General features: G+C 61.5%; 21 protein-coding genes. 14 read left to right on the forward strand and 7 right to left on the reverse strand.

Features of this window, described 5'->3' with window-relative positions; genetic code table 11:
* Positions 1–135 precede the first annotated feature (135 nt).
* The 3 genes from RT582_RS03600 to mfd form a co-directional block, all read right to left on the reverse strand.
* Positions 136–2,466: a DEAD/DEAH box helicase gene (locus RT582_RS03600; protein WP_102832567.1), complete on the reverse strand. Its 2,331-nt coding sequence runs from the start codon at positions 2,464–2,466 to the stop codon at positions 136–138.
* A 73-nt stretch (positions 2,467–2,539) separates the two neighbouring features.
* On the reverse strand, positions 2,540–3,058 hold the full coding sequence (locus tag RT582_RS03605; protein ID WP_023446741.1) for a CsiV family protein: 519 nt from the start codon (positions 3,056–3,058) through the stop codon (positions 2,540–2,542).
* Complete coding sequence (gene mfd / locus RT582_RS03610; protein ID WP_102832566.1) at positions 3,059–6,505, reverse strand: transcription-repair coupling factor; 3,447 nt, start codon at positions 6,503–6,505, stop codon at positions 3,059–3,061. It lies immediately after the preceding gene.
* Between the two features lie 158 nt (positions 6,506–6,663).
* On the opposite strand from mfd, the gene RT582_RS03615 reads away from it, so the two are divergent.
* The 10 genes from RT582_RS03615 to sthA all read left to right on the forward strand — a co-directional run bounded on the left by RT582_RS03615 (position 6,664) and on the right by sthA (position 17,146).
* A complete protein-coding gene (locus RT582_RS03615) occupies positions 6,664–8,115 on the forward strand; it encodes a glyceraldehyde-3-phosphate dehydrogenase (RefSeq protein WP_003299659.1) in 1,452 nt (483 codons plus the stop codon).
* Between the two features lie 334 nt (positions 8,116–8,449).
* The gene (locus tag RT582_RS03620; RefSeq protein ID WP_003299658.1) at positions 8,450–9,787 is read left to right on the forward strand and encodes a Na(+)-translocating NADH-quinone reductase subunit A; all 1,338 of its coding nucleotides are present in this window, start codon (positions 8,450–8,452) and stop codon (positions 9,785–9,787) included.
* A 3-nt stretch (positions 9,788–9,790) separates the two neighbouring features.
* Positions 9,791–11,002: an NADH:ubiquinone reductase (Na(+)-transporting) subunit B gene (locus tag RT582_RS03625; protein WP_312727787.1), complete on the forward strand. Its 1,212-nt coding sequence runs from the start codon at positions 9,791–9,793 to the stop codon at positions 11,000–11,002.
* Positions 10,995–11,789 carry a Na(+)-translocating NADH-quinone reductase subunit C gene (locus RT582_RS03630; protein WP_014820917.1) on the forward strand — a complete coding sequence of 265 codons (795 nt, stop codon included), beginning with the start codon at positions 10,995–10,997 and terminating at the stop codon, positions 11,787–11,789. Before RT582_RS03625 ends, RT582_RS03630 begins: the two co-directional genes overlap by 8 nt.
* On the forward strand, positions 11,786–12,460 hold the full coding sequence (locus RT582_RS03635) for an NADH:ubiquinone reductase (Na(+)-transporting) subunit D (RefSeq protein WP_173425604.1): 675 nt from the start codon (positions 11,786–11,788) through the stop codon (positions 12,458–12,460). Before RT582_RS03630 ends, RT582_RS03635 begins: the two co-directional genes overlap by 4 nt.
* Complete coding sequence (gene nqrE / locus RT582_RS03640; protein WP_003283709.1) at positions 12,460–13,068, forward strand: NADH:ubiquinone reductase (Na(+)-transporting) subunit E; 609 nt, start codon at positions 12,460–12,462, stop codon at positions 13,066–13,068. Before RT582_RS03635 ends, nqrE begins: the two co-directional genes overlap by 1 nt.
* Positions 13,069–13,080: 12 nt before the next feature.
* Positions 13,081–14,307, forward strand: coding sequence for an NADH:ubiquinone reductase (Na(+)-transporting) subunit F (gene nqrF / locus RT582_RS03645; RefSeq protein ID WP_172602804.1), 1,227 nt, complete (start codon positions 13,081–13,083; stop codon positions 14,305–14,307).
* A 130-nt stretch (positions 14,308–14,437) separates the two neighbouring features.
* Entirely contained in the window at positions 14,438–15,361 is a 924-nt protein-coding gene (locus RT582_RS03650; protein ID WP_313476653.1) for an FAD:protein FMN transferase, read from the forward strand.
* On the forward strand, positions 15,358–15,585 hold the full coding sequence (nqrM, locus tag RT582_RS03655) for a (Na+)-NQR maturation NqrM (protein WP_003283705.1): 228 nt from the start codon (positions 15,358–15,360) through the stop codon (positions 15,583–15,585). The genes RT582_RS03650 and nqrM overlap by 4 nt, the downstream gene beginning before the upstream one ends.
* A 166-nt stretch (positions 15,586–15,751) precedes the next feature.
* Complete coding sequence (gene sthA / locus RT582_RS03660; protein ID WP_003299651.1) at positions 15,752–17,146, forward strand: Si-specific NAD(P)(+) transhydrogenase; 1,395 nt, start codon at positions 15,752–15,754, stop codon at positions 17,144–17,146.
* A 143-nt stretch (positions 17,147–17,289) separates the two neighbouring features.
* On the opposite strand, the gene RT582_RS03665 is transcribed toward sthA, so the two are convergent.
* The 3 genes from RT582_RS03665 to RT582_RS03675 are packed head-to-tail and all read right to left on the reverse strand — an operon-like array spanning position 17,290 to position 18,956.
* Positions 17,290–18,012: a glycerophosphodiester phosphodiesterase gene (locus RT582_RS03665; RefSeq protein WP_003299650.1), complete on the reverse strand. Its 723-nt coding sequence runs from the start codon at positions 18,010–18,012 to the stop codon at positions 17,290–17,292.
* A complete protein-coding gene (locus RT582_RS03670) occupies positions 18,009–18,317 on the reverse strand; it encodes a phosphodiesterase (protein WP_221103932.1) in 309 nt (102 codons plus the stop codon). Before RT582_RS03670 ends, RT582_RS03665 begins: the two co-directional genes overlap by 4 nt.
* A gap of 3 nt (positions 18,318–18,320) precedes the next feature.
* Positions 18,321–18,956, reverse strand: a complete 636-nt coding sequence (locus tag RT582_RS03675) for a PilZ domain-containing protein (protein ID WP_080950566.1) — start codon at positions 18,954–18,956, stop codon at positions 18,321–18,323.
* A 36-nt stretch (positions 18,957–18,992) separates the two neighbouring features.
* On the opposite strand from RT582_RS03675, the gene RT582_RS03680 reads away from it, so the two are divergent.
* From RT582_RS03680 to RT582_RS03690, 3 genes are read left to right on the forward strand one after another with little or no spacing between them, the layout of a single operon-like run.
* Positions 18,993–20,240, forward strand: coding sequence for a lipoprotein-releasing ABC transporter permease subunit (locus RT582_RS03680; RefSeq protein ID WP_044316181.1), 1,248 nt, complete (start codon positions 18,993–18,995; stop codon positions 20,238–20,240).
* Between the two features lie 7 nt (positions 20,241–20,247).
* Positions 20,248–20,946 carry a lipoprotein-releasing ABC transporter ATP-binding protein LolD gene (gene lolD / locus RT582_RS03685; protein ID WP_003299646.1) on the forward strand — a complete coding sequence of 233 codons (699 nt, stop codon included), beginning with the start codon at positions 20,248–20,250 and terminating at the stop codon, positions 20,944–20,946.
* Positions 20,946–22,190 carry a lipoprotein-releasing ABC transporter permease subunit gene (locus RT582_RS03690; RefSeq protein WP_221104088.1) on the forward strand — a complete coding sequence of 415 codons (1,245 nt, stop codon included), beginning with the start codon at positions 20,946–20,948 and terminating at the stop codon, positions 22,188–22,190. Before lolD ends, RT582_RS03690 begins: the two co-directional genes overlap by 1 nt.
* Before the next feature lie 6 nt (positions 22,191–22,196).
* On the opposite strand, the gene RT582_RS03695 is transcribed toward RT582_RS03690, so the two are convergent.
* Positions 22,197–22,712 carry a DUF2062 domain-containing protein gene (locus RT582_RS03695; protein WP_003299644.1) on the reverse strand — a complete coding sequence of 172 codons (516 nt, stop codon included), beginning with the start codon at positions 22,710–22,712 and terminating at the stop codon, positions 22,197–22,199.
* A 150-nt stretch (positions 22,713–22,862) separates the two neighbouring features.
* Between RT582_RS03695 and RT582_RS03700 the strand changes: the two genes are divergently transcribed.
* On the forward strand, positions 22,863–25,088 hold the full coding sequence (locus tag RT582_RS03700; protein WP_313476574.1) for a DNA internalization-related competence protein ComEC/Rec2: 2,226 nt from the start codon (positions 22,863–22,865) through the stop codon (positions 25,086–25,088).
* Positions 25,089–25,145 lie beyond the last annotated feature (57 nt).

Below are 25,145 nucleotides of genomic sequence, written 5' to 3' on the forward strand. Positions count from 1 at the left end.
CTTTTGTAACCGATGCCAGTGATCGTGGAGGCGGCGGGGCGCCTCGGGACGGAAACGTAAGCGAGGTGGCGATGATCTGGCAAAGAGCAAACTGCTGCACTCGCCGGTGTCACAAGTTTGCATGCCGCCATAGCGTCAGGGTAGCGGTGCGAACAGGGCGTCGATGTCGCGTTCGCCAAGCTGCAAGCTGCCGTCGACTGCACCTTCGAGTACACCGGCCGCGAGTTCGGCCTTGCGCGCCTGCAACTCGCGGATGCGCTCCTCGACGGTGCCGCGGCTAATAAGACGATAGACGAAGACCGGCTTGTCCTGGCCGATGCGATAGGCGCGGTCGGTCGCCTGGTTCTCCGCAGCGGGATTCCACCAGGGATCGTAGTGGATCACCGTATCCGCCGCCGTCAGGTTGAGCCCGGTGCCACCGGCCTTCAGGCTGATCAGGAACAACGGCACTTCGCCGGCCTGGAAGCGCTCGACCGGCGTGCGTCGATCATCGGTCTCACCCGTCAGCTTGACGTACTCGATGCCGCGCTTGTGTAGCGCCTGCTCGATCAACGCCAGCATCGAGGTGAACTGGGAAAACAGCAGCACCCGCCGGCCTTCGCTCATCAGCTCGTCGAGCATCTCCAGCAGGCTGTCGAGCTTGCCGGAGCTGCTGCCGCGTGCGGCTCGTGCCGACTCACCCTTCAGCAGGCGCAGGTCGCAGCAGACCTGACGCAGCTTGAGCAGCGCCTCGAGGATGACCATCTGGCTGCGCGCGAGTCCCTTGCGCTCGATCTCGTCGCGCACCTTGCGATCCATTGCCAGCCGTAAGGTCTCGTAGACCTCGCGCTGGACGTCATTCAGTTCGACCCAGTGGACGAACTCGTTCTTGGCCGGCAGCTCAGTGGCTACCTGTTCCTTGGTGCGCCGCAACAGGAACGGCCGAATGCGGGCGCGCAGGTGCGCCAGTCGTGCATCGTCGCCGTGTTTTTCGATCGGATTGCGGTACTCCTGGGTGAAGCTTTTGGCGTCTCCAAGCCACCCGGGCATGAGGAAGTGGAATAGCGACCAGAGCTCGCCGAGGTGATTCTCCAACGGCGTGCCGGTCAGGCACAGGCGCTGCCGGGTCTGCATTTCGCGTACGGCCTGGGCCGCTTTGCCGGACGGGTTCTTGATGTGCTGCGCCTCGTCGAGAATGAGTAGGTGCAGCGGCTGCTCACGCAGTGCGGCTATGTCGCGCGTCAGCAGCGCATAGCTGGTCAGCAGTAGATCGTGCTCGCCAAGTTCGCCGAAGTGTTTCTGCCGGGTGCTGCCCTTGAGCGTCAATACCCGTAGCTGCGGGGCGAAACGGCTGGCCTCGTCCTGCCAGTTGGGAATCAGGCTGGTCGGCATCACCACCAGCGCCGGACGATCGAGCCGTCCTGCCTGCTTTTCGGCGAGGATGTGGGCAAGGCTCTGCAGTGTCTTGCCCAGCCCCATGTCGTCGCCGAGGATGCCGCCTGCGCCCAGCTCACGCAGCGTCTGCATCCAGACCAGGCCCTGCTGCTGGTAGGGCCGCAGTTTGCCAGCGAGCCCGGTTGGGGGCGGGCAGGCCTTGATGTCAGGGTTGCGCAGGCGCCCGGCGAACTCACGCAGTCGTTCACCGCCTTTCCATTGCAGTGCCAGGCTGTCGAGCCCAGCCAGACGCGCGCCGTCGGCCTTGCTCATACGCAGCGATGGCCCATCCATCTGTTCGCGCATGTAGAGTTCACCGAGGGTCGCCAGAATCGGCTTGATGCGCCCCAGCGGCAGCGTCACCTGCAGCGCCTGCTTGTCGTGTTGTCCCGGCCGGTCCAGTTGCACGCGCAGCTGCTCCTCATCGCTACGCAGCGCGATGGCGCGAGGGCTGAGCAGTTGAGGGTTCTGGCGGATCAGCCGCAACAGGACCGGTAGCATGCCGATGCGCTGCCCGTTGACGATGATGCCTAGATCGAGATCGAACCAGTCGTCATCAGCTGACTCGTCGATCTGCGCGTACCAGCTGTCGATGGCGGTCAGGTCGTAGGCGAAGCCGGGATGGATATCGATCTGCCAGCCTTGTCGGCGCAGTTCGGGCAGTTGCTCCTGAACGAACCTGAGCCAGGCATCTTCCCCGGGCAGCTGGAACATCTCCGCCGACTCCTTCGGCAGCGCCAGGCTCTGGCGCAGCGCCGGCCGGAAGCCCAACTGTTCAAGTTGTCTGCGCAGTGCCTGTTCGGCCTGAGGATGGCGTGCGATCAGCTGCAGCTCGTTGCCGACCAGATGGCGGACACGTTCGCCGTCGCGCTTGCCGTGGATGCGCGCGTCCCCATAAAGAAACGACAGGCCGGCGCGGTGCTGATGGTCGCTGACCATGCGCTGATTGCCCGGCTGGTAGTTGATCGCCAGATGACTGCCGAGACTGAGCAGCGGCACGGGCGGCAGATCGTCGATCAGCCGTTCGTCGCGAGGTGCCAGTGGAGGGCTCATCTGCCAGGCCCTCTGTGCCGGAGTGCGGCAAGGAGGGCCAGCCGGCTGTGGGCCGGATATCGGCGCGAAATGCTCATAGTGGTTTCAGTTCGATCAGCAGCCCGAGGCTGTCATGGTCGATGTAGGTAAGACGGCCAGGGACCAGGCGAACCCGCTGCGCCAGGCGCTCGCTGGCGAGCAACTGGCCGTACTCGCCGAAGCGGTTCACCCAGAAGGTCATGTCAGTCTGCATATAGCGCCCAGGTCTGACCCTCAGCAGACCCTGAATCGGGTAGTGCTCGAAATGGCGTTGCCCCTGGTGCAGTGCAATGGTCGGCGCATCTTCGCTGACTGCTTGCTGCCAGGCCCGTTGCAACAGTACCTGGTAGCCCTGGTCCGGCGTAAGCCTGGCGGCGACATGCTCGAGGGCTGGCTGGCGTTCGGCGCGCCTGTCCAGCACCTGCGCACTATCGGCCCAGTCGTAGGGCGCGTGCTGGCTGGCTTCCAGTGGCGGGGCGTGGCGAAACAGGATCAGCTCGACGCGATATAGCGCCTCGGCGTGAGCCTGAGGCGCCAGCAGCGTCAGCAGCAAGACCAGATAGCGAAGTGGCATCTACGATCCTTGCTCATTGGGCGCCAGCCGCTCAAGCAGCGCTTCCAGCGTATTGAAGCGTTCCTCCGGGCGTTCCATCGGCACCTGGAATTTGAACAGCGTGGCGCCTTCGAACTTGTAGCGATTCGGCTGGCTCTGGATCAGCTTGATCAGCACCATCGGGTCGACCGAGGTGTCGGCCGAGAACTCGATGCGCCCACCCTGCGGGCCTGCGTCGATCTTGGTAATGCCGAGCTTTTCCGCCTGCAGCTTGAGCAGTGTCAGGCGCACCAGGTTCTTCGTCGGTTCCGGTAGCAGGCCGAAGCGGTCGATCATCTCCACCTGCAGTTCTTTCAGCCCGTCTTCGTCGGCCGCATTGGCAATGCGCTTGTAGAGGATCAGGCGGGCATGCACATCCGGCAGGTAGTCTTCCGGGATCAGGGCTGCCAGGCGCAGGTTGATTTCCGGCCCGCCGCCGAGCGGCTGCTCCAGATTCGGCTGCTCGCCCTTGCGGATCGCCTTGACCGCGCGCTCGAGCATTTCCATATAAAGGGTGAAGCCAACCGCCTGGATCTGCCCGCTCTGGCCCTCGCCGAGCAGCTCGCCGGCGCCGCGGATTTCCAGGTCGTGGGTGGCGAGGACAAAGCCTGCACCGAGGTCCTGGGCATTGGCGATGGCCTCCAGGCGCTTCTGCGCGTCATCGGTCATTGCCTTGCGGGTCGGGGTCAGCAGATAGGCATAGGCCTGGTGATGGCTGCGGCCTACCCGGCCACGCAGCTGGTGCAGCTGCGCCAGGCCGAACTTGTCGGCGCGCTCGATGATGATGGTGTTGGCGCTGGGCACGTCGATGCCGGTTTCGATAATGGTCGAGGCCACCAGCACGTTGAAACGCTTGTGGTAGAAGTCGCTCATGACCTGTTCGAGGTCACGCTCGCGCATTTGCCCGTGGCCGATCGCGACGCGTGCCTCCGGCACCAGTGCCTGCAGGTCGGCGGCGCATTTTTCGATGGTCTTCACATCGTTATGCAGGTAATAGACCTGGCCGCCGCGCAACAGCTCGCGCAGCAGCGCCTCCTTGATCACGGTGTTCTGCTGTTCCATGACGAAGGTGCGAACCGACAGCCGGCGCGCCGGCGGCGTGGCGATGATCGACAGGTCGCGCATGCCGGCGATGGACATGTTCAGCGTGCGTGGAATCGGCGTGGCGGTCAGCGTGAGAATGTCCACTTCACTGCGCAATGCCTTGAGCTGTTCCTTCTGGCGCACGCCGAAACGGTGTTCCTCGTCGATGATGACCAAGCCCAGGTTGCTGAACTTGACGTCATCCTGCAGCAGCTTGTGGGTGCCGATGAGAATGTCGATCTTGCCCTCGGCCAGCTCGGCGATGGCGCTCTGCACTTCCTTGGCGGATTTGAAGCGGCTCATCACCTCGACCCGCACCGGCCAGTCGGCGAAGCGGTCGCGGAAGCTGTTGTAGTGCTGCTGAGCGAGCAGGGTGGTCGGCACCAGTACGCCAACCTGCCGGCCGCCATGGACGGCGATGAAGGCGGCGCGCATGGCCACCTCGGTCTTGCCAAAGCCGACGTCACCACAGACCAGACGATCCATCGGCTTGGCCGACAGCAGGTCCTCGCGTACCGCGTCGATGGCGGCCTGCTGATCGGGCGTTTCTTCGAACGGAAAGCCTGCGGCGAACGTTTCGTAGTCGACCTGCGGGTCCTTGAAGGCATAACCCTCGCGTGCGGCGCGGCGGGCGTAAATATCCAGCAGCTCGGCCGCGACATCGCGCACCTGCTCGGCCGCCTTGCGCTTGGCCTTCTGCCAGGTTTCCGAACCGAGCCGGTGCAGTGGCGCGAGCGCGTCGTCGCTGCCTGTATAGCGGGCGATCAGGTGCAGGCTGGCGACCGGTACGTAGAGCTTGGCATCCTCGGCGTACTGCAGCAGCAGGAATTCCTGCGCCTGGCCTTCGATCTCCAGAGTGACCAGGCCCTGGTAGCGACCGACACCGTGATCGATGTGCACCACCGGCGAGCCTTCGCGCAGCTCGGTGAGGTTCTTGATGACGTTCTCGCCACCGTCGCGGCTCTTCTCGCGTCGCCGGCGCTGCATGACGCGCTGACCGAACAGCGGGCTTTCCGCGACCAGTGCGACGTCGTCCAGTTGCAGGCCTTCGTCGAGCGGGGCGATGGTGATCGCCAGACGCTCCTGGCTGGCGAGGAATTCCTCCCAGCCTTCGACTTCTTGCGGGCGCAGCTTTAGACGGGCGAGCAGCTCCAGCAATACTTCGCGGCGGCCGGCTGATTCGGCAGTAAACAGCACACGCCCGGCATATTCGTCGAGGAAGCGCCGCAGCTTGCCCAGCGGTTCGCTCGCCTTGGCCTCGATTGCCAGTTCCGGCAGGGCCTGCGCGGTGAAGCGTTCGCGGCCGATGCCAGGCTCGACATCCTGTTGGCTGGCGACCACACGCGGCCAGAGCTTGAGCCGAGCGAAGCAGTCTTCCACCGGCATGAACAGTTCGGCCGGCGGCAGCAGCGGTCGCTCGGGGTCGACGCGGCGTTCTTCGTAGCGATTGCGAACGTCGCTCCAGAACTGCTCGGCGGCCTGCTCGATGCCGGGCAGGGAGAACACCTGGCTGTCTTCGGGCAGGTAATCGAACAACGTCGCGGTTTCTTCATAGAACAGCGGCAGGTAGTACTCGATGCCCGCCGGGGTGATACCGGTGGAGAGATCCTGGTAGATCGGGCAGCGGCGGAAGTCGACGTCGAAACGCTCGCGAAAACGCGCGCGGAAGCCGGTGACTGCCTCCTTCTTCAGGGGGAACTCGCGTGCTGGCAACAGGCGGATCGACTCGACCTTGTCGATCGAGCGCTGGTTCTCCGGATCGAAGGTGCGCAGCGTCTCTATCTCGTCATCGAACAGGTCGATGCGGTAGGGCAGGGGGCTGCCCATGGGGAACAGGTCGATCAACGCGCCGCGCACGGCGAACTCGCCGTGCTCGTACACGGTATCCACGCAGCGATAGCCGGCTGCTTCCAGGCGCAGGCGCATCTGCTCCACATCCAGCTTCTGCCCGACGTCCAGCGCCAGGCTCGAACCCAGCAGGAAGCGCTTTGGCGCCAGCCTGTGTAGAGCGGTAGTGATTGGCACTACCAGCACGCCGTGGCTCAGCTCCGGTAGCTGGTAGAGGGCGGCAATGCGCTGGGAGACGATGTCCTGGTGCGGCGAGAAGATGTCGTAGGGCAGCGTTTCCCAGTCAGGAAAATGCAATACCGCCAGCTGTGGCGCGAAGAAGGCGAGTTCTTCCTGCAGGCGCTCGGCGCTTTGGCTGTCGGCAGTGAGCAGGAGCGTGAAGCGTTTGGCGTTGCTGGCTGCTTCGGCAATCGCCAGGCTTAGCGCAGCTCCTGGAAGATTGCCCCAATGTTGCTTGCCGCTGGCGGCAGGCAGGGGGGGAAGGCGCAAGACGGACACGAGTGGGCGTGGCTCCGATCAAAAAATAGGCCGCCGGGATTGTAACTATCGAGGCGGTAGGCTGTCAGTGTTTCGTCCGCTGCAGATTGCCGGCGCTAGGGTGCGCCGTCATAATGTAGCCCCTTTTCTCAGCCCCTACATGTTGGAAGGAACTGCCCGTGACTCAGAAGCCCGACCAGTGTCTTGGTGAATGGATTGACCGCGAAGCGCTCGCCGAAGCGATGATTCCGCTGATTGGTCAGCTGTATCGCAACAACAACGTGGTGACTTCGATCTACGGCCGTGGCCTGATCAATCGTTCGGTTATCGCCATCCTCAAGGCACACCGTTTCGCCCGTCACCGCATCGCCGACGAAACCGAGCTGTCGGTGCACGACACCTTCCAGATCCTCAAGACGATGAGCGAAATGAACCTGGGCGCCGCTTCGGTGGACCTGGGCAAGCTGGTCGCCAAGTACAAGGAAGTGGGCAACGGTCGCAATCTTGAGCAGTTCGTCCGTGAAGAGCTGGCTGAGGTGGCCGACAAGCGTCACGCCGCAGCTGGTCACAAAGGCACTGACGTGGTTCTCTACGGTTTCGGCCGTATCGGCCGTCTGCTGGCGCGTATCCTGATCGAGAAAACCGGTGGTGGCGACGGCCTGCGCCTGCGCGCCATCGTCGTGCGCAAGGGCGCGGACAACGATCTGGTCAAGCGTGCCAGCCTGCTGCGTCGCGACTCGGTGCATGGTCCTTTCGATGGCACCATCACCATCGACGAAGAGAACAGCACCATCACCGCCAACGGCAACCTGATTCAGGTGATCTACTCCAACGATCCGTCCTCGGTGGATTACACCCAGTACGGCATCGAGAACGCGCTGCTGGTCGACAACACTGGCAAGTGGCGTGACGCCGAAGGCCTGGGTCAGCACCTCAAGTGCCCGGGTGTTGCTCGCGTCGTATTGACCGCGCCGGGCAAGGGTGAGCTGAAGAACATCGTGCATGGCATCAACCATGGCGACATCACCGCCGATGACAAGATCATCTCCGCCGCATCCTGCACCACCAATGCCATCGTGCCGGTGCTCAAGGCGGTGAACGATCAGTACGGCATCGTCAACGGTCACGTGGAAACGGTGCATTCGTACACCAACGACCAGAACCTGATCGACAACTTCCACAAGGGCAGTCGTCGTGGTCGCAGCGCTGCGCTGAACATGGTGATCACCGAAACGGGTGCCGCCACCGCTGCAGCCAAGGCGCTGCCGGTGCTCAAAGGCAAGCTGACCGGCAACGCGATCCGCGTCCCTACGCCGAACGTGTCCATGGCAATTCTCAACCTGAACCTGGAGAAGGCCACCAGTCGCGAAGAGATCAACGAGTACCTGCGCCAGATGGCCATGCACTCGGATCTGCAGAAACAGATCGACTTCGTCAACTCGCAGGAAGTTGTATCCACTGATTTCGTCGGATCGCGCCATGCCGGCGTGGTGGATGCCGAAGCGACCATTTGCAACGACAACCGTGTCGTGCTTTACGTCTGGTACGACAACGAGTTCGGCTACAGCTGTCAGGTCGTGCGGGTGATGGAAGACATGGCAGGGGTTAACCCGCCAGCCTTCCCGCGCTAAACGCTGCGGACGGTGAAATCGAAACGGGAGCCTCGGCTCCCGTTTCGCGTTTCTGGGCGGTAGTAATGGCGCGAGCTGCCGGGGTTGAGCGGCCGAGCCGTCGGCTCGATTTCGTGCATCGCTAATTTTGCTTCTCTTGTTTCGAGTCAAAAATCCGCAATGCTTGGGTGGTCAGTCAAGGTCCGCGACCTCTATAATCGGGCGGATTTTTTACCTGGGTCCGCGACATGGTGTCGCGTCAATAACGTATTGGCGCGCGCGGCGCAATCCTACTTTGCGCCATGCCGCTGGGCCTGCAAAAAAAGCTTTCTAAAATCAGTGGTTAGGCAAACCGATGATCAATATAAAACGAGGGCTTGATTTGCCCATAGCCGGTGCGCCGGCGCAGCGTATCGAGGCCGGCAGGCCCGTGCGCAGCGTCGCCGTCGTCGGCTTCGACTATCCGACCATGAAGCCAACCATGGCTGTTCAGGTCGGTGATCGGGTTAAGCTGGGGCAGATCCTTTTTTCCGACAAGAAGTCCGAAGGCGTGCATTACACCGCGCCCGGCGCCGGTGTCGTCAGTGCAGTTCACCGCGGCGAAAAGCGCGTGCTGCAATCGGTGGTCATCGACCTCGAGGGCGATGAAGAGGTCACCTTCACGAGCTATTCGCCAGCCCAGCTGGATGGTCTGAGCGGCGAGCAGGTGCGTGAAAACCTGCAGCAGTCAGGCCTGTGGACCGCGCTGCGCACGCGCCCGTTCAGCAAGGTGCCGGCCGTCGATGCCACGCCTGCCTCGATTTTCGTGACCGCGATCGACACGCATCCGCTGGCAGCCGATCCGGCGATCATCATCGCTGAACAGCCTGAAGCCTTTGAAGCCGGACTCAAGGTCCTGACTAATCTGGCCAAGGTGTTCCTGTGCAAGGCGCCAAATGCCTCGTTGCCAGGCGAGTCCCTGGCCAAGGTTCAGGTCGAAAGCTTCAACGGTCCGCATCCTGCCGGGCTGGCTGGTACCCACATCCATTTCCTTGACCCGGTAAGCGCCAGCAAAAGCGTCTGGACCATCGGTTATCAGGACGTGATTGCCGTGGGCAAGCTGTTCACCAGTGGGCGTTTGTCGGTGGAGCGCGTTGTCGCACTGGCCGGCCCGGTGGTCGAGCAGCCACGTCTGGTACGTGCCCGTCTCGGTGCCAACCTCGACGAACTGACCGCTGGTGAGTTGCAACCCGGAGCCAATCGCGTCGTTTCCGGCTCGCTGCTGGGTGGTCGTACCGCCCATGGTGCGTTCGCCTACCTTGGTCGCTACCACCAGCAGGTTTCCTGCCTGCGTGAGGGCAAGGAGCGCGAAATGCTCCATTACATGCGCCCGGGCGTCGACAAGCATTCGATCCTCAACATCTATATCTCCAAGCTGATGGCCGGCAAGAAGTTCGCCTTCTCTACCTCCACCAACGGCAGCCCACGGGCGATGGTGCCGGTAGGTAACTACGAAGAGGTCATGCCGCTGGACGTCCTGCCGACCCAGTTGCTGCGTGCACTGATCGTGGGTGACACCGAAGTGGCGCAGAAACTCGGTTGCCTGGAGCTGGATGAAGAAGATCTGGCGCTGTGCAGCTATGTCTGTGCCGGGAAATACGAATACGGCCCGATCCTGCGGGACAATCTGACCCGCATCGAGAAGGAGGGTTAAGGCATGGGCATTCGCGCATTCCTCGACAAGATCGAGCATCATTTCGAAAAAGGCGGCAAGTACGAGAAGTGGTACGCGCTTTACGAAGCGGCCGACACTTTCCTCTATCGTCCCGGCAGCGTCACCAAGACCACGGCCCACGTGCGCGACGGCATCGACCTCAAGCGCATGATGATCACCGTCTGGATGTGTACCTTCCCGGCGATGTTCTTCGGCATGTGGAACACCGGCTACCAGGCCAACCTGATCTTCGCGCAGAGCCCTGATCTGCTCGCAGCTCAAGAAGGCTGGCGCTTCGGTCTGATCGGCGCACTGGCGGGCTTCGATCCGAACAGTCTCTGGGATAACTTCATCCAGGGCGCAGCCTACTTCCTTCCGATCTACGCGGTGACCTTCATCGTCGGTGGGTTCTGGGAAGTGCTGTTCGCTTCGATCCGCAAGCACGAGGTCAACGAGGGCTTCTTCGTTACATCCGTGCTGTTTGCCCTGATCCTGCCGCCGAGCATTCCGCTGTGGCAGGTCGCGCTGGGTATCAGCTTCGGCGTGGTAATCGGCAAGGAAATCTTCGGTGGTACCGGCAAGAACTTCCTGAACCCGGCGCTTACTGCGCGGGCGTTCCTGTTCTTTGCCTACCCGGCACAGATGTCCGGTGACGGCGTCTGGACTGCGGTCGATGGCTATGCCGGCGCAACTGCGCTGAGCCTCGGCTTCGTCGGCGGTATCGAAAACGTGATCGACAACGGCATCACCTGGATGGACGCCTTCGTCGGTACCATTCATGGCTCGATCGGTGAAACCAGCACGCTGGCGATCTTTATCGGCGGCGTTATCCTGATCGGTAGCAAGATTGCCTCCTGGCGCATCGTTTCCGGTGTGATGCTCGGCATGATTGGTCTGAGCTTCCTGTTCAACCTGATCGGTTCCGACACCAACCCGCTGTTCGGCATGCCCTGGTACTGGCACATGGTCGTCGGTGGCTTCGCCTTCGGCATGATCTTCATGGCGACTGACCCGGTGTCGGCCTCCATGACCAATACCGGCAAGTGGGTGTTCGGCATGCTGATCGGTGTGATGGTCGTGCTGATCCGTGTGGTCAACCCCGCCTTCCCGGAAGGCATGATGCTGGCGATCCTGTTCGCCAACCTGTGTGCGCCGCTGATTGACCATTTCGTCATTCAGGCCAATATCAAGCGGAGGCTGGCACGTAATGTCTAGTCAGAAAGAATCCACCGTTCGCACGCTGACGGTAGCCCTGTTGGTCTGCCTGGTGTGCTCCATCTTCGTGGCTGGCGCCGCCGTGGCGCTTCGCCCGACTCAGCAGGAAAACCGTCTGCTGGACAAGCAGCGCAGCATCCTGGCGATCGCCGGTCTGGGCGAGGCGGGCATGTCCGGTAATCAGGTCAAGCAGTTGTTCAACGAGCGCATCGTCGCCCGTCTGGTCGATCTGGAAACCGGCAAGTTCAGCGATGAATTCGAAGCCAAGACCTTCGATCCGCTCGCCGCTGCCAAGGACCCTGCGCTGTCCCAGGCGCTGCCTGGGGAGCAGGATATTGCCTCGATCAAACGTCGCGAGCGTTACAGCACCGTTTATATCGTCGAAGGGCAGGGCGAGGGCGAGATCGATACGCTGATCCTGCCGGTTCGTGGCTACGGTCTCTGGTCGACGCTCTATGGCTTCATGGCAGTCGAGGGTGACTTGAATACCGTTGCCGGCTTCGGCTTCTATCAGCACGGTGAAACCCCGGGCCTTGGCGGTGAGGTCGACAATCCGAAGTGGCGCGGCATGTGGCCCGGCAAGGAACTGTACGACGACAACGGCAAACTGGCGGTGCAGATCGTCAAGGGCGGTGTCGACCCTCAGAGCCCGAAAGCCGACCACCAGGTCGATGCCCTGGCCGGTGCGACCCTGACCAGCAACGGTGTCAATTCGCTGTTGCACTTCTGGTTGGGCGAGAACGGCTTCGGTCCATTTATCGCTAATCTGCGCGCTGGGGAGGCTTGATCATGTCGCAACCCACTGTCAAAGAAGTTCTGCTCAATCCGATCTTCAATAACAACCCCATTGGCCTGCAGATTCTCGGAATCTGCTCGGCGCTGGCGGTCACGTCCAACCTGAACACGGCGCTGGTGATGTCAGTGGCGCTGACGCTGGTCACGGCGTTCTCCAACCTGTTCATCTCGATGATCCGCAGTCAGATCCCCAACTCGATCCGCATGATCGTGCAGATGGTGATCATCGCCTCGCTGGTGATCGTGGTTGATCAGATCCTCAAGGCCTATGCCTTCTCGTTGTCCAAGCAGTTGTCGGTGTTCGTCGGTCTGATCATCACCAACTGTATCGTGATGGGACGTGCGGAAGCCTTCGCCATGCAGAACCCGCCAATGCTGTCGTTCTTCGACGGTATCGGCAACGGTCTGGGCTACAGCGCCATGCTCATTGCGCTCGGCATCGTTCGCGAACTGTTCGGAGCTGGCAAGCTGATGGGTTACACCATTATTCCAGTTGTGAACGACGGTGGTTGGTATCAGCCCAACGGCTTGCTGCTGCTGCCACCTTCGGCGTTCTTCCTGATCGGTCTGTTCATCTGGGGCATTCGCACCTGGAAGAAGGAACAGGTCGAGAAGCCTGCCTTCAAGATGGCGCCGCAAGTCTCGAACAAGGAGGCTTACTAATGGAGCACTACATCAGCTTGTTCGTCCGTGCGGTGTTCATCGAGAACATGGCGCTGGCGTTCTTCCTCGGCATGTGTACCTTCATCGCGATTTCCAAAAAGGTGGAAACCGCCATCGGCCTGGGTATCGCGGTCATCGTGGTGCAGGCCATTACCGTGCCTGCCAACAACCTGATCTACACCTACCTGCTGAAAGCCGGTGCGTTGTCCTGGGCAGGATTGCCAGATGTGGACCTGAGCTTTCTCGGTCTGCTCAGCTATATCGGCGTGATCGCGGCCATTGTGCAAATCTTGGAAATGCTGCTGGATAAGTACGTACCTAGCCTCTACAACGCACTGGGCGTATTCCTGCCGCTGATCACCGTGAACTGCGCCATCATGGGCGGCACTTTGTTCATGGTCGAGCGTGACTACAACCTGGGCGAGAGTGTCGTCTACGGGTTCGGCTCCGGCGCATCCTGGGCGCTGGCCATTGCTTTGCTGGCCGGTATTCGCGAGAAACTGAAATACAGCGATGTTCCGGATGGGTTGCAGGGGTTGGGTATCACCTTCATCACCATCGGACTGATGTCGCTGGGCTTCATGTCTTTCTCTGGCGTACAGCTGTAAGGACGGAACGAACTGATGAGTTACGAAATTTTCCTCGCCATCGGTATGTTCACCGCCATCGTGCTTGCGCTGGTGGTGATCATCCTGGCTGCACGCGCCAAGCTGGTATCCAGCGGTGACGTGTCAATCGAAATCAACGGTGAGCGTACGATTACCGTGCCCGCCGGTGGCAAGTTGCTGCAGACCCTGGCCGCCAACAACATCTTCCTCTCGTCAGCCTGTGGTGGCGGCGGTACCTGCGCGCAGTGCAAGTGCATCGTCGAGAGCGGTGGTGGCGAGATGCTGCCTACCGAGGAGTCGCACTTCACCCGTCGTGAGGCGGGCGAGGGCTGGCGCCTGTCCTGCCAGACTCCGGTCAAGGCGGACATGAAGATCGAAGTGCCGGAAGAAGTCTTCGGCGTGAAGAAGTGGGAATGCACCGTCGAGTCCAACCCCAACGTCGCGACCTTCATCAAGGAACTGACACTCAAGCTGCCGGAAGGCGAGAACGTCGACTTCCGCGCTGGTGGTTATGTGCAGCTCGAGTGCCCGCCGCATGAAGTGCGTTACCGGGACTTCGACATTCAGGAAGAGTATCGCGGCGACTGGGACAAGTTCGACCAGTGGAAGTACGTGTCGAAGTGCGACGAGACCGTTATTCGCGCCTACTCCATGGCGAACTATCCGGAAGAGCGTGGCCTGGTGAAGTTCAACATCCGTATCGCCTCACCGCCGCCAGGCCGTGACGATATTCCGCCGGGCAAGATGTCATCCTATGTCTTCAGCCTGAAGCCGGGCGACAAGATCACCGTTTACGGACCGTTCGGCGAGTTCTTCGCCAAGGACACCGACGCCGAGATGGTCTTCATCGGCGGTGGTGCGGGGATGGCACCGATGCGCTCGCACATCTTCGACCAGCTCAAGCGCCTGAAGTCCAAGCGCAAGATGAGCTTCTGGTATGGCGCGCGCTCCATGCGCGAGGCCTTCTACGTGGAAGAGTACGACCAGTTGCAGGCGGAGAATCCGAACTTCCAATGGCATCTGGCCCTGTCCGATCCGCTGCCGGAAGATAACTGGGATGGCCCGACCGGCTTTATCCATAACGTGCTGTACGAGAACTATCTGAAGGATCATCCGGCTCCGGAAGATTGCGAGTTCTACATGTGCGGCCCGCCCATGATGAACGCATCGGTGATCAAGATGCTCACCGACCTCGGCGTCGAGCCGGAGAATATTCTGCTCGACGACTTCGGCGGCTAGCATGACCCGAGCGTCACTGCAGGCTCTCCATGCTGTCGTGTACCTCCGGCCCGTCATCGCTGTCGCTCTCGCGGCAGCCCTGACGGGCTGTCTGTTTCAGGACAGGGTCGAGGTCATCAGCGGCCCAACGATGGGCAGTACCTATACCGTCAAGTACGTAAACAGCGGCGACGTCCCCTCCAGGGAGGAGCTGCACGGTGAAGTCGAGGCCATTCTCGGCGACATCGACAAACAGCTGTCCACCTACCGTAGTGATTCCGACGTCGAGCGCTTCAATGCGCTGCCGGCTGGTAGCTGCGAGCCGATGCCGGATACGGTGCGCGAATTGGTCGCAGCGGGCGATCAGCTATCGGCCGACAGCGATGGCGCGTTCGATCTTACACTCGAGCCATTGCTGAACCTTTGGGGCTTCGGTCCGCAAGGTCGTGCCGATCAGGTTCCATCCGCGGCGGATATCGAGGCGGCGCGGGCGTTGACCGGCCATCGGCATCTACGTATCGATGGCGATCAGTTGTGCAAGACGGTGGCGCTGCAGCTGGACTTCAACAGCATCGCTGCCGGTTATGCGGTTGATCGCGTTGTCGATCGTTTGAAGGCGCTCGGCGTAAAGAGTTACCTCGTTGAGATCACTGGCGAGCTCAGGGCTGAGGGCCGCAAGCCCGATGATTCTCCGTGGCGCATAGCCATTGAAGCGCCCAGGGATGACCAGCGGGTTGCGCAGAAGATCGTCGAGCTCGATGGTCTGGGCGTATCCACCTCCGGCGACTATCGAAACTATTTCGAGCAGGACGGCCGGCGTTATTCACATACCCTGGACCCGCAAAGCGGCAGACCGATCGAGCATCACCTCGCTGCGGTGACGGTCATCGATAAATCGACTTTGCGTGCTGACGGGTTGTCTACCGCGTTGATGGTGCTCGGCCCCGAGCGGGGGCTGGCACTGGCAGAGCGTAATGCGATCGCCGCGTTCTTCGTCGTGCGCGAGGGGCAAGGCTTCGTAACAACGAGCACCAAGGCTTTTGACGAGCTGTTCGGTGCGGGAGTAGAGCAATGACTTGGTTACTGGTTTTTCTGGTGATGCTGCTTGTGGTATTCGGCATGGCCATCGGCGTGATCATGGGACGCAAGCCCATCGCGGGTTCCTGCGGGGGTATCGCCAATCTGGGCATCGAGAAGGAGTGCTCCATCTGTGGCGGTAGCCGCGAGAAGTGCGAAGAAGTGAACGAGGCGAAGAACGCGGGTAACGCCGATCTCGCCTACGACGCCACCAAGCGTTGATGTGAACCTTTGCGCGTCCAGGCAGCCCTGAGCGGACTTGCCTGGCCGGGCTCGCTGACGGGCACGGCGCGCGCAGAGCTTGAAAGAAGTGGCTGGTTTGCGTCTTTGGACATCGGCGAATTCGTTGACAGCAGCGGCGTCTCCCGCTGCGTTTTCAGGAGTGTATATGGCGGTCTATAACTACGATTTGGTGGTATTGGGTTCCGGTCCGGCCGGGGAGGGCGCGGCAATAAATGCCGTCAAGGCGGGACGCAAGGTCGCCGTGGTAGATAACCGTCCGCTGGTTGGGGGCAACTGCACACACCTGGGCACCATCCCGTCCAAGGCCTTGCGCCATTCGGTACGGCAGATCATGCAGTACAACACCAACCCGCTGTTCCGCCAGATCGGCGAACCACGGTGGTTCTCCTTTCCGGACGTGCTGAAGAGTGCCGAGAAGGTCATCAGCAAGCAGGTCACTTCCCGCACGAGTTACTACGCGCGTAACCGCATCGATACCTTCTTCGGGACTGCCAGCTTCTCCGATGAGCAGAGCGTCGAAGTGGTCTGCCTCAATGGCATGGTGGAAAAGCTGGTTGCCAGCCAGTTCGTCATCGCCACCGGCTCGCGCCCGTATCGACCGGCTGATATCGACTTCAATCACCCGCGTATCTACGACAGCGACACCATTCTTACTCTCAGTCACACGCCGCGCCGGATGATCATCTACGGGGCCGGCGTCATCGGTTGCGAATATGCATCGATCTTCAGCGGTCTGGGCGTGCTGGTCGACCTGATCGACAACCGCGAGCAGCTGCTCAGCTTCCTCGATGACGAGATTTCCGATGCGCTCAGCTATCACCTGCGCAACAACAACGTGCTGATTCGCCACAACGAAGAGTACGAGCGGGTCGAGGGGCTGGAGAACGGCGTCATCCTGCATCTCAAGTCGGGCAAGAAGATCAAGGCAGACGCATTCCTCTGGAGCAACGGACGTACCGGCAATACCGACAAGCTCGGGCTGGAGAACATCGGGCTCAAGGCCAACAGTCGTGGTCAGGTCCAGGTTGATGAGCACTACCGCACCGAGATCGGCAATATCTACGCTGCCGGCGATGTGATCGGTTGGCCGTCGCTGGCCAGTGCCGCTTATGACCAAGGCCGTTCGGCAGCGGGCAGCATCGTCGAGAATGACTCCTGGCGTTTCGTCGATGACGTACCGACCGGTATCTACACCATTCCCGAGATCAGCTCGATCGGCAAGAATGAGCGCGAACTGACCCAGGCGAAGATTCCCTATGAAGTCGGCAAGGCGTTCTTCAAAAGCATGGCGCGGGCGCAGATTTCGTTCGAGCCAGTGGGCATGCTGAAGATTCTCTTCCACCGCGAAACGCTGGAAGTGCTCGGTGTGCACTGCTTCGGTTATCAGGCTTCGGAGATCGTGCACATTGGCCAGGCGATCATGAACCAGAAGGGGCCGGCGAACAGCATCAAGTACTTCGTCAACACCACCTTCAACTACCCGACAATGGCCGAAGCCTACCGCGTCGCTGCGTTCGACGGGCTCAACCGGCTTTTTTGAGAAGCTCCGGCCGCTGGCCTGAGGCGGCTGGAGAGGGCGGCGACTCTCGTGATTGGCATTGGCCTAACCGGGAGAGCTTCTGATCAGGTGAGGGCGAATCCGGCAGCGGCCTGCGCTGCCGGATCGTGCCGCGGTGTTGGCTGTCAGGATCGCGATAGCGTACTGACAGCCAGGCTGGGGTAGTCGGTGATCAGGCTGTCGACGCCGAAGTCGGCCAGGCGGCGCATCAAGGCTGGTTCATTGACTGTCCACACCGATACATGCAGGCCCTGTTTACGCGCTTTTTCCAGACGCTCCGGGGTGCACAGCGTCCACTTTAATGCCAGCAGGCTGCAGCCATATTGACGGGCGACCTTCAGTGGGTCTAGCCAGGTGTACTCGGCTACCAGCCCGCGTGATATCTCCGGCGCCAGCCGGTTCAGCGCACGCAGGACTTCACGAGAACTCGACGTGACGGTGATGCGATCGAGCAACCGATGCTGTTCGGCCAGCTCCTTGATTGCCATGACCGTACGCGCGGCGCGCACCCGGGAAGCACTCTTGACCTCAAGCTGCCAGTGCTCGAAATCGCATTTTTCGAACAGCTCGCTCAGCCTCGGAATAGGGCAGGGTGTCTTCCAGCCAGGTCCGCCTTCCCGGGCGTCGTAGTTCACAAGCTCGTCGGCATCATGTTGCACGACTTTTCCCCGGCGACCGGTGGTGCGCTTGAGTGTCGGGTCGTGGATGACCATCAATTCGCCGTCGCGGGAAAGATGCAGATCCAGCTCGCAGCGGCGCACGCCGTGCTGGAGGCATTGCTCGAAGCTCACCAGGGTGTTTTCTGGCGCTTCGCCCTTGGCGCCGCGATGGCCGTAGATGAGTGTCACGGTTGCAAGTCTTCCTTAGGTGATGATGGGGTGCGTTGATGATGGCGCACGCTGTTGATCACCCGGTCGCCTTCGAAGTACACGGAAAACTCCCGGTAATCCCAGCGGGTGATCGGCGGCTGGCCGACGGCGGGTCGCTCTTCATCGGCCAGGCCGAAGCGGTCCAGAACCTGGTTCTTCGAGTCGCCACGACTCGGCATGGTCATTTCCGGCAGGCCTTGTTGGCCAACAGGTATCCGAATGTCTTCGGCGAACAGGGGGGGACTGAATGTCAGTACGAGCAGCAGAGTCGCCAGGCGGCGCATCGGTCAATCTCCTTGCAGGCTTTCCAGGGCCAGGCGCCGCTCCAGCGCCTGTTTCTGCAGGATATGTCGTGCGAGCAACTGTCGCTGTGCATCAGTCAACGCTTCGAACTCTGTGCCGATATCGTAACGCCCGTCATCCATCGGCGTGCAGTAGATAACCCGCGCGGCCAGCACAAGGCCAAGCCCCTGGGGCAGCAGAATCAGCTTCAGTGTGAGCCCCTCTCCTTCAGCCTTGGGCTGCTCGCTGGCGAAGCTGATACCGCCTTCGGACAATATCACCGGCTGCGGTGCGCCCTGATCCTTCAGCAGATCCTGCGCCAGTGCCTGGCCCAGGAGTTCGATTCGTTTGTTCTGCACCTTCAGGTAATTGGCCAGCGTGCGATTGCTCTCGGCAATCTGCCGCAACAAATGCTGCGCTTCGAAATCAAGTTGGTGCAGCTCGCCGAGCAGGCTGAAAAGCGGCGGTAGGGGCGCTGCGTCGGCCTCCTGGCCTTGGCCGGCCGGGATGATTTCCAGTGCCACACGATCCTCGATACGGTAGTATTCGCGGCGTTCTTCAGTGTCTTGTGTCGGCATGGCGATACCCCGGATGCAGTAATGGCCAGAGTGTATCAGGCCCCGCGGTGACGTCAGCTGCATGTTGTTTCTTCCCCCGCCAGCGAACCCGTCGATCTTATGTTCAGACCGCTGTCCGTCTTTATCGGCGCGCGTTACACCCGCGCCAGACGTCGTAGCCTCTTCGTCTCCTTCATCTCCCTGACATCCATGATCGGGCTCGCCCTGGGTGTGCTGGTGATGATCGTCGTGCTTTCCGTGATGAACGGCTTTGATCACGAGATGCGTACCCGCGTGTTGGGCATGGTGCCGCATGCGACGATCGAAAGCCCGACGCCAATTGGCGACTGGCAGACACTTGGGAAGCGCCTCAAAGGGCACTCCCAGGTCGCGGCGACGGCACCTTTCATTCAAAGCCAGGGGTTGCTGACCCATCAGGGGCAGGTGACCAAAATCCTGATCAACGCAGTGGACCCCGAGGCTGAACGGCGGGTTTCGATCATCGATCAGTTTTTCCGCGAGGGTTCGCTGGACGATCTCGCCGCAGGCGAGTTCGGCATCGTCATCGGTGACAAGGCTGCGACCAAGCTCGGTGTCGGCGTGGGGGACAAGATCACCTTCGTGGCGCCCGAAGTCATCGTGACTCCAGCTGGGGTGTTCCCGCGCATGAAGCGTTTTACCGTGACCGGAATCTTTCATGTCGGAGCCGGCGAGATCGATGGCTACGTTGCGCTGGCGAACATCGCTGACATAGCACGGCTGCAGCGCTGGAAGCCGGACCAGGTCCAGGGAGTTCGTCTGCGTTTCGACGACCTGTTCCAGGCGCCCCGCATTGCCTGGGAGCTGGCCGGCCAGCTCGGCGATGATTTCTATTCCCGTGACTGGACCCGCACCCATGGCAACCTGTACCAGGCGATTCGCATGGAGAAGGCCATGATCGGACTGTTGTTGCTGCTGATCGTGGCGGTGGCGGCGTTCAACATCATTTCGACGCTGGTGATGGTAGTAACCGACAAGCGCGGCGATATCGCCATTCTTCGCACGCTGGGCGCGACGCCGAAACAGATCATGGCGATATTCATGGTCCAGGGTACGGTGATCGGCGTCGTCGGCACCTTGGTCGGGGCGCTGCTGGGCATGTTCGCGGCAGTCAATGTCAGCAGCTGGATCGCTGCCCTGGAACGCCTGATCGGACATAAGTTTCTCAGCGCCGACGTCTATTTCATCGACTATCTGCCGTCACGGCTGATGGCGGCCGACGTCATCCAGGTCTGTGTTGCCGCGCTGGTCCTGAGTTTCCTCGCGACCCTGTATCCGGCCTGGCGCGCTGCGCGCACCCAGCCGGCAGAGGCGCTACGTTATGAGTGAACAGGTTATGAACGAGCTTTCTTCGCAAAAGCACGCGGTGCTGAGCTGCCGCAATCTTGGCAAACGCTATGAGCAGGGTCCGGAGTCGGTGGAAGTGCTGTCCGGCCTGCAACTCGAGTTGTTCCCGGGGCAGCGCGTCGCCATCGTCGGCAGTTCCGGCTCGGGCAAGAGCACCCTGTTGAACCTGCTTGGCGGGCTGGATACGCCCAGTGAGGGCAGTGTCTGGCTGGCCGGTGAAGAGCTTTCGGCGCTCAACGAAAAGGATCGCGGGTTATTGCGTAACCGCGCGCTGGGCTTCGTTTACCAGTTCCATCACCTGCTCGCCGAATTCACTGCACTGGAGAACGTCTGCATGCCGTTGCTGATCGGCCGGACGCCGATCCCGGAAGCGCGGCAGAAGGCCGCTGCGCTGTTGACGCGTGTCGGACTCGGGCATCGCCTCGAGCACAAGCCGGCGGAGCTCTCGGGCGGTGAACGCCAGCGTGTGGCGATTGCACGGGCGCTGGTGAACGAGCCGGCGCTGGTACTGCTCGACGAACCTACCGGAAATCTTGACCATCACACGGCGCAAGGCATCCAGGACCTCATGCTGGAGCTCAGCAAGTCGTTGCAGACCGCCTTCCTGGTGGTTACCCATGACCGTCAGCTTGCCGCGCAGATGGATCAGATCCTGCGGTTGGAAGACGGACGTCTGGTGGTCGAATGATGTTCAGGCCTCTGAGTGTCTTTATCGGCAGCCGCTACACCCGTGCCAAGCGGCGCAACCATTTCATCTCGTTCATCTCCCTGACCTCGCTGATCGGCCTGGCACTTGGCGTGTTGGCGATGATCATGGTCCTGTCCGTGATGAACGGATTTCAGCGCGAGATGAGCTCGCGCATTCTCGGGATGGTGTCCCACGCCACCGTCATCGGTGATCAGCCATTGGACGACTGGCAGGCCGTCGCGTCGCGCCTGTCGGCGCATCCTCAGATTGTCGGCAGCGCACCCGTCACCCAGCTCGAAGGCATGCTGTCATTCAAGGGCAGCATGCAGCCGATTCAGATCAGCGGTATCGATCCGCAGGCTGAGGCGGATGTATCCATCATCGGTGATCGCCTGGTCGGAGGCAGTCTGGATGCGCTGAAACCGGGTGAGTTCGGCGTCATCGTCGGCTTGATGACCGCCCGGCGCTTCGGTCTGAAGCTGGGCGACAAGTTGACACTGATCGTGCCGGAAGTGAGCTCCTCGCCCGGTGGAGTCACGCCTCGCATGCAGCGGCTGAATGTGGTTGGCGTATTCAAAGTGGGCGCCGACCTGGACGGCAGCCTGGGGATGATCCACCGCGCCGATGCTGCGCAGATCCATCGTTGGGCGCCGCAGCAGGTGCAGGGCGTGCGGCTTAAGCTGAGCGACCTGTATCGAGCGCCGGAGGTGGCGGCGCAAGTGGCTGAAATGCTCGGAGATGGCTACCGCGTGGAGGACTGGTCTTATACGCAGGGCAGCCTATTCAGCGCGATGAAGATGGAAAAGACCATGATTGGCCTGTTGTTGATGCTGATCGTTGCGGTGGCGGCCTTCAATATCATTGCGACGCTGATCATGGTCGTTGCCGACAAGCGAGCCGATATCGCGATTCTGCGCACGCTTGGCGCGACTCCACGGCAGATCATGGCGATCTTCATGGTTCAGGGCAGCATCATTGGCTTCAGTGGCACCGTGATAGGCGTGATCCTGGGCGTACTCGGTGCGCTGAACGTAAGTGCTCTGGTGGCCTGGCTGGAAAAAGTGTCAGGCCAGCATATCTTTAGTTCCGACGTCTACTTCATCAGCACCCTGCCATCGGAGCTGCGTCTGGAGGACGTCGTGCTGGTATCGGTCGCGGCGCTGACCTTGAGTTTCTTGGCTACGCTCTATCCGGCATGGCGAGCCGCGCAGACCCAGCCGGCCGAGGCACTGCGCTACGAGTGATGGCCGTTAGCGCCGGCCGTTCTGTCGCCGGCGCCAGCTGCGCCCGACCCACCAGCGCCAGTAGGCCTGAGTTAGAACGTAGCCGAGGATGGCGAAAACGACGCCCGAAACCAGCGAGCCCAGATACAGCGGCTGCCAGTTGTGCTGCAGCATGTGACTTACCCAGGCCAGGCTCAATTCTGCCGGCATGTCAGAGGCAGGTGTATCCAATAGCCAGGTACCGACCTTGTAATTGCAATAGAACACCGGAGGCATGGTCAGCGGGTTGGTCAGCCAGACCAAACCTACCGCGATGGGCAGATTGGCTCTCGCGGGAAGTGCACAGACGGCCGCCGCGAGCATCTGCATGGGCATCGGAATCATCGCCCAAAACAGGCCGATAGCCATGGCTCGCGCCACCGAGTGCCTATTGAGATGCCAGAGATTGGGATCGTGAATCAGCGCGCCGAGAAAACGCAGGGACTTGTTAGTCTTGATGCGATCGGGGTGCGGCATGTAGCGTTTGAAAAAGCGACGCGGCATGAAGGTTCTCTGGCAGGCTGCAGCCCGGCGATTATGCCTCGAATCGCGATGCGGCGCTGACAGGAGTTTTGTGACATTAGGTCTACACCCGCGACAAATTGACCATCCGCCCACAGCGGTCCCGGAATGGATTCCAGGAGTCGAAAAATCATGCGCACATGGATGTTGGCGCTCGCGGCAGGCCTCGTCTTGCCCCGTTTCTTACCGGCGTTGCCCTCTTTCTGGATTTTGTGCGTGCTTGGCGTGCTGGGGGGCTTGCTGCTTTCGCGTCGGCGCTGGGCGTCGTCCGGGTTGCTTCTCCTCGGGTTCGCCTGGGCATGCTGGCAGTGCCAGAGTGCCATTGATGATCGCCTGCCCGTTTCGCAAGATGGCCGGACATACTGGATCCAGGGGACGGTCAGTGGATTGCCCACCAGCACGGGCGATGTCGTGCGCTTCGAGTTGGAGGATATCGAGTCGAGGCATGCTGGGCTGCCGTCGAAGGTGCGTCTGTCCTGGTACGGCGGCCCGCAAGTGCGGGCCGGCGAGCGCTGGCGGCTTGCGGCTCGACTGAAACGTCCGCGTGGCCTGGTCAATCCGCATGCGTTCGACTACGAAGCCTGGTTGCTGGCTCGTCGCATTGGCGCGACCGGTTCGGTCAAGGCGGGAGAGCGCCTCTTCGCGCCGCACTCCGTGAATAGTTGGCGCGACCGCTTGAGGCTCCGTCTGATGGAGGTCTCCGCGTCCGGTCGACAAGGCGCGATCGCGGCACTGGTGGTCGGTGATGACTCCGGCCTGAGTCGTGAGGATTGGCAGGTGTTGCAGGACACCGGCACGGTGCACCTGATGGTCATATCCGGACAGCACATCGGCATGCTGGCTGGCTTGCTATACGGACTGGTTGCGCTAGCAGCTCGATGGGGCTTCTGGCCCAGCCGTTGGCCCTGGCTTCCATGCGCATGCGCGTTGGCTCTCGCTGGTGCGCTTTCCTATGGATGGCTCGCGGGGTTCGATGTGCCGGTGCGTCGTGCGTGTCTCATGGTCGCCGTGGTCCTGCTCTGGCGCTTGCGCTTTCGTCATCTGGGTGTCTGGCAGCCGCTGTTGCTGGCGCTGAATGGTGTCCTGCTGGTCGATCCCCTGGTCTCGTTGCAGCCGGGGTTTTGGCTCTCATTCGGGGCCGTTGCGGTGCTCGCGCTGGCGTTCTCCGGTCGGCTCGGCCGATGGAAGTGGTGGGCGACGCTGACGCGCGCCCAATGGGCAGCTTCCCTCGGCCTGCTGCCTCTGTTACTGACGCTGGGACTGCCGGTCAGCGCCAGCGGGCCTTTGGCCAATCTGATTGCCGTACCCTGGGTAAGCCTCACCGTTCCCTTCGCGCTGCTCGGTACGTTGCTTCTGCCGTTGGGCGCTATCGGCGAGACGCTACTCTGGTTGGTCGGCACCTCGCTGGCGCTGCTGTTCGAGCTGCTGTCCGCCATGGCTACCTGGCAACCCGCCTGGCTGGCGGTCGGTATACCCATCTGGGCCTTGCTGATGATTGGGCTGGGTGTGCTGTTGATGTTATTGCCGTCAGGTGTGCCGGTGCGTGCGCTCGGACTGGTGCTCCTGGCGCCGTTGGTGTATCCCCCGTATTCCGAAGTAGCCGAAGGACGGGCGCAGGTCTCGGTGCTGGATGTGGGGCAGGGGCTTTCGGTACTGGTGCGGACCCGGGAGCACGCGTTGCTCTACGATGCGGGACCGAGACAGGGTGATTTCGATACCGGCGAGCGTGTCGTGTTCCCGTCGCTGCGAAGCCTGGGCGTGAAGAGGCTGGACATACTGCTGCTGAGCCATGCGGATAACGATCATTCCGGTGGCGCTCAGGCGATCCGTCGACTGCTTCCGGTCGCGCGGACCGTCAGTGGGGAGCCGCAACGACATGCGACCGATCTGAATGCCAAGCCCTGTGAAAACGGTGCCGAGTGGCGGTGGAACGGCGTGCGTTTCAGTCTCTGGCAATGGCAGGCGGCCCGGGAAAGCAATCAGACGTCATGCGTTCTGCTGGTCGAGGCCAATGGCGAACGGGTGCTGCTTACCGGCGATATCGATCAGGCCGCGGAGCAGGCTTTGCTGCTCAGCGGACAGGACGTAAAGGCGCAGTGGTTGCTATTGCCTCATCACGGCAGCCGCAGCTCATCGTCGGAGCCATTCCTGCGAGCGGTGGAACCGAGCGCCGCGCTGATCTCGCGCAGCCTGCACAACGCTTTCGGTCATCCTCATTCGACTGTGACCGCTCGCCTCGAAGCGTCCGCGATCGACATTTACGACACCGCCTTGCACGGCGCGATCCGCATCGATCTCGGCGATTTCTCGGTGGCGGAGATACAGCGTGCGGAACGTCGGTTCTGGCGGGAAAAATGAGAACGGCGGCCGTCGGCGACCCCGCGGCCCTATGCTAGAGTGGCGCCACTTTTTCGA

Source organism: Stutzerimonas kunmingensis (genome assembly GCF_032106285.1).
Classification (GTDB): Bacteria; Pseudomonadota; Gammaproteobacteria; order Pseudomonadales; family Pseudomonadaceae; genus Stutzerimonas; species Stutzerimonas kunmingensis_B.

Bases quoted from the DNA above. Each gene is read 5' to 3' on its own strand.
- RT582_RS03600 (WP_102832567.1), bottom strand. From the start codon at position 2,466: ATGAGCCCTCCACTGGCACCTCGCGACGAACGGCTGATCGACGATCTG.
- RT582_RS03605 (WP_023446741.1), bottom strand. From the start codon at position 3,058: ATGCCACTTCGCTATCTGGTCTTGCTGCTGACGCTGCTGGCGCCTCAG.
- RT582_RS03620 (WP_003299658.1), top strand. From the start codon at position 8,450: ATGATCAATATAAAACGAGGGCTTGATTTGCCCATAGCCGGTGCGCCG.
- RT582_RS03625 (WP_312727787.1), top strand. From the start codon at position 9,791: ATGGGCATTCGCGCATTCCTCGACAAGATCGAGCATCATTTCGAAAAA.
- RT582_RS03630 (WP_014820917.1), top strand. From the start codon at position 10,995: ATGTCTAGTCAGAAAGAATCCACCGTTCGCACGCTGACGGTAGCCCTG.
- nqrE (WP_003283709.1), top strand. From the start codon at position 12,460: ATGGAGCACTACATCAGCTTGTTCGTCCGTGCGGTGTTCATCGAGAAC.
- RT582_RS03650 (WP_313476653.1), top strand. From the start codon at position 14,438: ATGGGCAGTACCTATACCGTCAAGTACGTAAACAGCGGCGACGTCCCC.
- nqrM (WP_003283705.1), top strand. From the start codon at position 15,358: ATGACTTGGTTACTGGTTTTTCTGGTGATGCTGCTTGTGGTATTCGGC.
- sthA (WP_003299651.1), top strand. From the start codon at position 15,752: ATGGCGGTCTATAACTACGATTTGGTGGTATTGGGTTCCGGTCCGGCC.
- RT582_RS03670 (WP_221103932.1), bottom strand. From the start codon at position 18,317: ATGCGCCGCCTGGCGACTCTGCTGCTCGTACTGACATTCAGTCCCCCC.
- RT582_RS03675 (WP_080950566.1), bottom strand. From the start codon at position 18,956: ATGCAGCTGACGTCACCGCGGGGCCTGATACACTCTGGCCATTACTGC.
- RT582_RS03680 (WP_044316181.1), top strand. From the start codon at position 18,993: ATGTTCAGACCGCTGTCCGTCTTTATCGGCGCGCGTTACACCCGCGCC.
- lolD (WP_003299646.1), top strand. From the start codon at position 20,248: ATGAACGAGCTTTCTTCGCAAAAGCACGCGGTGCTGAGCTGCCGCAAT.
- RT582_RS03690 (WP_221104088.1), top strand. From the start codon at position 20,946: ATGTTCAGGCCTCTGAGTGTCTTTATCGGCAGCCGCTACACCCGTGCC.
- RT582_RS03695 (WP_003299644.1), bottom strand. From the start codon at position 22,712: ATGCCGCGTCGCTTTTTCAAACGCTACATGCCGCACCCCGATCGCATC.
- RT582_RS03700 (WP_313476574.1), top strand. From the start codon at position 22,863: ATGCGCACATGGATGTTGGCGCTCGCGGCAGGCCTCGTCTTGCCCCGT.